General features: G+C 51.9%; 1 protein-coding gene. It reads right to left on the bottom strand.

What is annotated here, in order from left to right; all coding sequences use genetic code 11:
- Positions 1–237: FUSC family protein (locus tag FDX22_RS21520; RefSeq protein ID WP_186805414.1), on the bottom strand; the 237-nt coding region annotated here is incomplete at both ends.

Here is a 237-nt window from a genome sequence, read left to right as displayed (position 1 = left end):
CAAGCCACCACAGAGGATCCCGACAATGACTTCGCACACACGTGCCTGGGCGATATCCCACAGTTGTGTAACCTCTGTAATATGCACCATTGGAAACGCAATAATCGCCGCGGTATAGCCTGCCAGTTGAAAAGCGTAGGCCACGTTGTTGGTGAAATGCGCGCACGCCCAGGTACAAAAACCGATCCAGACTGACATGCTCAACAGAAACAGCCACGGTTCATTGAGTGTATGACC

The organism is Citrobacter sp. TBCS-14 (assembly GCF_005280805.1).
Taxonomy (GTDB): Bacteria; Pseudomonadota; Gammaproteobacteria; order Enterobacterales; family Enterobacteriaceae; genus Citrobacter; species Citrobacter gillenii.
Note: the sequence above shows the minus strand (reverse complement) of the source record. Positions and strands in the feature narration are given on the sequence as shown.